Consider the following 6,598-nt stretch of genomic DNA (forward strand, 5'->3'; position numbering starts at 1 on the left):
TGTGCACCGGCACGCCGCACATCGGGATGGGATCGCCGCCATGCGCGCCGCGCGATGTGAGCGCAATGTCGAGCGTCGCGGCGGCCGCCCTGGCGTCATCAAAGAACAGCTCAAAAAAATCGCCCATCCGGTAAAATAATAGACAATCGGGCGCCTCGGCCTTGAGCGCATGATATTGCGCCATCATCGGGGTGGGGGCGGTGGAGGTGGGGGATTGGCTCATTGACGCCAGCGATAGCGAAGCGCGCAGATAGGTGGAAGGGCGGAGTTAATCAAATCCTCCCCGACCTTGCCTCGGGGAGGGGGACTATCCGCAGGATGGTGGAGGGGAAGCGGGATTGTGCTCCAAGTTTGGGATTCGCACCGGGACGCTACCCCTCCACCATTCGCTTGCGCGAACGGTCCCCCTCCCCCAGCGAGCTGGGGAGGATTTTGTCAGACCGCCACCCTCGCCCGCATGTCCTCTTTCACAAACGCCGCGCAGCGTTCGCCGATCATGATGCTCGGCGCATTGGTGTTGCCGCTGACGATCCTCGGCATGATGCTCGCGTCCGCGACATACAGGCCGTCAATCCCGCGCAGGCGCAGCCGGGGATCGACCACGCTGGCCTCGTCCGACCCCATGCGGCAGGTGCCGACCGGGTGATAAACGGTATCGGCGCGCGAGCGGATGAGGTGGTCGAGCGCGGCATCGTCGCGCAGGTCGACCGGGTGACGATCGACCGGATTATACTCCGACAGCGGGGGCGTTTCGAAAATGCGGTGCATCAGCCGCACGCCTTCGCGCAGCACCGCAATGTCGCGGTCATCGCTCAGGAATTGCGGGTCAATGCGCGGCGGCGCAGCGGGGTCAGGGCTGGCGAGCGTTACCGTGCCACGGCTCTCGGGGCGCAGCACGCAGGCATGGCACGAAAAGCCATGGCCTGGGACCTTCGCGCGGCCATGGTCTTCGAGCACTGCGGGCACGAAATGGAACTGCACATCGGCGGCGGGCGCATTGGGCATCACCTTCCAGAAGCCCCCGGCCTCGGCCCAGCAGGTGGTGAGGATGCCGGTGCGCTTGCGGCGATGCTCCAGCACCGCGCGCGCCATGCGCATCGTGCCCGCCAGCGAATTGCCGAAGCTGTCCTTGGCCTCAGTTGCAAAGCCCGAGACATAGTCGATATGGTCCTGCAGGTCGGCGCCCACCGCGGCCATGTCGCGCACCACCTGAATGCCGTTGGCCTTCAGATTTTGCGCCGGACCGAGCCCCGAAAGCTGCAGGATCTGCGGCGAACCAAAGGCCCCGGCCGAGAGGATGACCGCCTGTCGGGCGAAGATGCGGACAACTGCGCCCGCGCGCATGAACTCGACCCCGGTGGCGCGGCCATTGTCGATGATGATGCGGCGCACAAGCGCATGGGTGCGCACGTCCAGATTGGCGCGGCCCTTCGCAGGCTCAATATAGGCGCGCGCCGCGCTCCAGCGCTCGCCGTTCTTCTGCGTGGTCTGGTAGATGCCAAAGCCGTCCTGATGCGCGCCGTTGAAATCATCGTTGCGCGGCAGCTGCAGCTTTGACGCTGCCTCGACAAAGGCATGGCTGCCGGGGTTGGCCCAGTGCTGGTCGACCACCGACAGCGGACCCTCGCTCCCGTGATGTGCGTCGAACTCGGGCGATGATCCGGCGCGTTCATTGCTTTCGCAGGCCTTGAACCACGGCAGCACATCGGCATGGCTCCAGCCGGTCGCGCCCAGCGCCTCCCAATTGTCATAATCCCACGCATTGCCGCGAATATAGACCATCGCGTTGATCGCGGATGACCCGCCCAGCCCCCGCCCGCGCGGCTGGTATCCGCTGCGGCCGTTCAGTCCGGGCTGCGGCACGGTATCGAACTTCCAGTTGGTGTTGGCGGGCAGGAAGGGCATGAACCCCGGCGTCTTGACGCGCACCCCGTTGTTGCGCCCGCCCGCCTCGATCAGGCAGACGCTCGTCGCCGGGTCCTCGCTCAGCTTGCCTGCGACCGCGCATCCGGCGGACCCGCCGCCGATCACGATGATGTCATAGTCGCTCATGCTCTCTCCTGTTGGCTCTCATCGGCCATTGCGTGTCATTCGGCGGGGGTCATGCTCCCGCCCTGATATGGCGCAGGGCCGCGCGCGTCACTTGTCTCGGCCTGACGCGCCGCCCATGCCGCCTTGATGCTGTCGCTCGTCTCGCGGCTGTTTTCGTGGCTCCAGCCCGGCGGACGCAGCAAATAGCCCAGCTTATTGCCAAGCCCGGGCGCGCTCCACATGTCGCGCGCGATGCCGATCCATTCGTGGAACGCCGCCCAGATGAGATTGAAGCTGCCGAGTTGTTTGACGATGCCATAGCGGATCGGCTCATCGTCGCGCTCGGGTACGAAGGTGCCGAACATCTTGTCCCAGATGATGAATACGCCCGCGTAATTGGCATCCAGATAGCGCGGGTTGATCGCGTGGTGGACGCGGTGGTGCGATGGCGTGTTCATCACCGCCTCAAACCAGCGCGGCAGGCGCCCCACCGCCTCGGTGTGGATCCAGAACTGGTAGATCAGGTTCAGCCCGCCGCAAAACGCGATCATCACCGGGTGAAAGCCCAGCCAGAACAACGGCAGGCCGATCAGCAGGCCGGGGGTCAGAAATCCCGTCCAGGTCTGCCTGAGCGCGGTCGACAGGTTATAGTGCTGGCTTGAGTGGTGGATGACATGCGCCGCCCACATCCAGCGCACGCGGTGGCCAAGCCGGTGGCTCCAGTAATAGGCAAAGTCATCGAACAGGAACGCAATTGGCCAGGCCCACCAGACAAAGCCGATGTCGAACAATCGGTGTTCGTAAACCTGAAACGCGAGCAGCAGCGCAAGCCCGCCGAACAATGCGCCCGATAGCGTGCTGCCGAGCCCCAAAGCCAGCGAAGTCAGCGTGTCGCGCGGCTCATAGGCGCGGGTATCGCGGCTCTTGACCCAGGCGATCTCGATCAGGATCAGCAGCACGAATGCCGGGATCGCAAGCTCGGTCGGGTTGGGCAGATCGGGCACCATCGTCATTGTTCCGGCTGTTTACATCATTGTCAGCAGCTTGTCTGCATCCTGTTTCGCCAGCGTGAGCGCGACCTTGCCATAAAGTGCATCACCGGTCTCGATGCGCCAGATCAGGCCGTCGCGCCGCGCGCCTAAAGGGCGTTGCAGCACCCGTCCGGCACAATGCGCGCCATGGCATTTCAGGATGACGATGCGCCCGTCCCGTCCTTCGACCAGCGCAGCGGTTCGGGTTTCTGACAGCAATACCGTGGCCGCATCAAAGGCCGCGATCTGCTCCTCGGCAATGCGCGCGGCATCGGCAGCATCGCGGATCCCTCCCTCGCCCAGCCGCAGGTAACGGACCAGCGCGCTCACCGCCAGGATGGCAACCAGCGATGCGATCAGCAGCGGGATACTCATGGGTGTCGGTTCATCCTCATTGTTGGCATTAGATGGCGTTCTATCACCGGCCGGGCGCGCATGAAATGGCGGCATGCGCGCTGTGGGGGTTGATTTGTGCCATCGCCCATGACTATCGCCCGTGACGGCGGCACGGGCATGGCCCATCAAGCACAAGAATTGAGCGATCATGGACGTTGAGCAGTTACAGCAGGATTTTGTCGCGCAGATCGCCAGTGCCGATCTGGCCGGGCTTGAAGAGATCCGCATTGCTGCATTGGGCAAGCAGGGCGCGATTTCTGGCTTGCTCAAGACGCTGGGCGGCATGAGCGCGGAGGAGCGGCAGACGCAGGGGCCGCGGATCAACGGCGCGCGCGAGGCGGTGAGTGCCGCCATTGCCGCGCGCAAGGATGCGCTGGAAGGCGCAGCGCTCAACGCCCGGCTGGCGGCAGAAGCGATAGACCTCACGCTGCCCGCCGCACCCGCACCGCTGGGGTCAGTGCATCCGGTCAGCCAGGTGATGGACGAACTCGCAGAAATCTTCGCTGACCTCGGCTTTGCCGTTGCGACCGGACCAGAGATCGAATCGGGCTGGTACAATTTCACCGCGCTGAATATGCCAGAGACACACCCGGCGCGCGCGATGCATGACACGTTCTACTTCCCTGATCGCAATGCTGACGGCGAAGAGATGCTGCTGCGCACCCACACATCGCCGGTGCAGATTCGCACGATGACGGCGCAAAAGCCGCCGATCCGCATCATTGCGCCGGGCCGCACCTATCGCAGCGATTCGGACGCAACCCACACGCCAATGTTCCATCAGCTGGAGGGCCTCTTGATCGACAAGCATATCACCATGGCGCACCTCAAATGGACGCTCGATACGTTCGTGAAGGCGTTCTTTGAGCGTGACGACATCGTGCTGCGCTTGCGGCCCAGCTATTTCCCGTTCACCGAGCCGTCCGCGGAAGTCGATGTCGGCTTCACGGTCGAGAAAGGCCGTCGGGTCATCGGTGGCGACCCGACCGGGCCGAACGGCGGCTGGATGGAAATTCTGGGCAGCGGCATGGTCAACCCAAAGGTCATCGAACATTGTGGGCTCGACCCCGATGAATGGCAGGGCTTTGCTTTCGGTTGCGGCATCGACCGGCTGGCGATGCTCAAATACGGCATGGACGATCTGCGCGCGTTCTTCGACGGCGACCTCAGGTGGCTGAAGCATTACGGCTTTTCGGTGCTCGATGTGCCGACCCTGAGTGGAGGCGTCGGCGCATGAAATTCACTTTATCGTGGCTGAATGAGCATCTCGATACCGATGCTTCGCTTAACCAGATCACCGACCGGCTGACCGCCATCGGGCTGGAGCTGGAAGGCGTGGAAAACCCCGCCGACGTGCTGCGCCCGTTCAAGGTTGCGCGCGTGATTGAAGCCGGGCCGCACCCCAATGCGGACAAATTGCGGCTGCTCAAGGTCGACGATGGCTCGGGCACACCCTGGCAGGTCGTGTGCGGCGCGCCCAATGCGCGGCAGGGGCTGGTCGGCGTTTTCGGTCCTCCGGGAACCTATGTGCCCGGCCCCGCCTTCACGCTGAAGCCCGCCAAAATCCGCGATGTTGAGAGCTTCGGCATGATGTGCTCGTCGCGCGAGCTCGAACTCGGCGATGAGCACGACGGCATCATCGAACTGCCCGACGATGCGCCGGTGGGCACCAGCTTTGCCGATTATGCCGGGCTCGACGATCCGGTGATCGAGGTGTCGGTCACCCCCAACAAGCAGGATTGCATGGGCGTGCGCGGCATCGCGCGCGATCTGGCGGCATCGGGAATTGGTATACTTCTCCCTCTCCCCTTCAGGGGAGAGGGCAGGGGAGAGGGGAACGCGCCTGACCTTGCACGGTCGTCAATCCCCCCCTCCCAACCCTCCCCCCTGAAGGGGAGAGGGCTTTTGCCTGGCCCCAATGTGCGCACCGATGACCCCGAAGGCTGTCCGGCATTTTACGCCTGCACCGTCACCGGCGTCACCAACGGCGCTTCGCCCGGCTGGATGCAGGCGCGGCTGAAGGCGGTGGGGCAAAAGCCGATCTCGGCGCTGGTCGATATCACCAATTATGTGATGATCGATCTGGGACGGCCCTTGCACGTCTATGACATGGCCAAGCTCTCGGGTGGTTTGGTCGCGCGCAAGGCGGTGGACGGCGAGCAGGTGCTGACGCTTAACGGCAAGACCTATACGCTCGATGCCAGCATGACGGTGATCGCCGACGATGCCCAAGTGCATGACATCGGCGGCATCATGGGCGGCGAGCATTCTGGCGTGGCGGCGACCACCACCGACGTGCTGATCGAATGCGCCTATTTCGAACCCGACCATATCGCGCGTACCGGCCAGAAGCTGATGCTGACCTCGGACGCCCGCCAACGTTTCGAGCGCGGGGTGGACCCTGCGTTTCTCGATGAGGGCCTGGCGATTGCGACGGCCTATGTCACCAACCTGTGTGGCGGCACGGCCAGCGATGTGACGCGGGCGGGCACGCCGCCGGTCGTGGAGCGCATGGTCGCCTATGACCCCGCCTATTGTGCGGCGTTAGGCGGCATAGACGTGGCTGTCGATGCGCAGCAGGCGATCCTTGAGCGGCTTGGTTTCACAACCGATAGCAGCGCAACACCGTGGACCATCACCATCCCCAGCTGGCGGCGCGATGTCGCCGGCAAGGCGGACATCGTCGAGGAAGTGGTGCGAATCACTGGGATTGATGCGATCCCCTCAACCCCGCTGCCGCGCCTGCCCGGTGTCGCCAAGCCCACAGCCAGCCCCGTGCAGCTGCAGGAACGGCGCGTGCGGCGGATGGCGGCGGCGCGTGGCCTCAACGAGGCGGTCAACTGGTCGTTCATTTCCGACAAGGAAGCTGCCCCCTTTGGCGGCGGCGACTGGACGCTCGCCAATCCGATCAGCGAGGACCTCAAGGTCATGCGGCCATCGCTGCTGCCCGGCCTGCTGTCGGCGGCAAAGAGCAATCTTGATCGTGGCGCAGGCTCGGTGCGGCTGTTCGAAATCGGTCGGCGCTATTTCAAGGCGGCGGACGGCTCAAGCGACGAGCGCGCGACACTTGGCATCGTGCTGGCGGGCGACAAGCTGGCCCGTGGCTGGCGCACCGGCAAGGCGCAGGCCTTCGCCGCGCA

6 protein-coding genes are annotated in these 6,598 nt (G+C 64.3%); 2 read left to right on the forward strand and 4 right to left on the reverse strand.

Annotation, left to right across the window (positions count from 1 at the left end; translation table 11 throughout):
- From ACEW8G_RS07885 to ACEW8G_RS07900, 4 genes are all read right to left on the reverse strand, one after another.
- Window positions 1–223 (reverse strand): hypothetical protein (locus ACEW8G_RS07885; RefSeq protein ID WP_373487881.1); only part of this gene is annotated, 223 nt, incomplete at its 3' end.
- A 212-nt stretch (window positions 224–435) separates the two neighbouring features.
- Entirely contained in the window at window positions 436–2,052 is a 1,617-nt protein-coding gene (locus ACEW8G_RS07890; RefSeq protein WP_373487882.1) for a GMC family oxidoreductase, read from the reverse strand.
- Between the two features lie 35 nt (window positions 2,053–2,087).
- Window positions 2,088–3,044 (reverse strand): sterol desaturase family protein, encoded by a 957-nt coding sequence (locus tag ACEW8G_RS07895; protein WP_373487883.1) that lies wholly within the window; start codon window positions 3,042–3,044, stop codon window positions 2,088–2,090.
- Between the two features lie 12 nt (window positions 3,045–3,056).
- Complete coding sequence (locus ACEW8G_RS07900; protein ID WP_373487884.1) at window positions 3,057–3,437, reverse strand: hypothetical protein; 381 nt, start codon at window positions 3,435–3,437, stop codon at window positions 3,057–3,059.
- A gap of 169 nt (window positions 3,438–3,606) precedes the next feature.
- Between ACEW8G_RS07900 and pheS the strand changes: the two genes are divergently transcribed.
- Window positions 3,607–4,695 carry a phenylalanine--tRNA ligase subunit alpha gene (gene pheS, locus ACEW8G_RS07905; protein WP_373487885.1) on the forward strand — a complete coding sequence of 363 codons (1,089 nt, stop codon included), beginning with the start codon at window positions 3,607–3,609 and terminating at the stop codon, window positions 4,693–4,695.
- On the forward strand, window positions 4,692–6,598 hold a 1,907-nt coding region (pheT, locus tag ACEW8G_RS07910; RefSeq protein ID WP_373487886.1), incomplete at its 3' end, for a phenylalanine--tRNA ligase subunit beta. The genes pheS and pheT, both read left to right, overlap by 4 nt.

This window comes from Blastomonas sp. (genome assembly GCF_041747255.1).
Classification (GTDB): Bacteria; Pseudomonadota; Alphaproteobacteria; order Sphingomonadales; family Sphingomonadaceae; genus Blastomonas.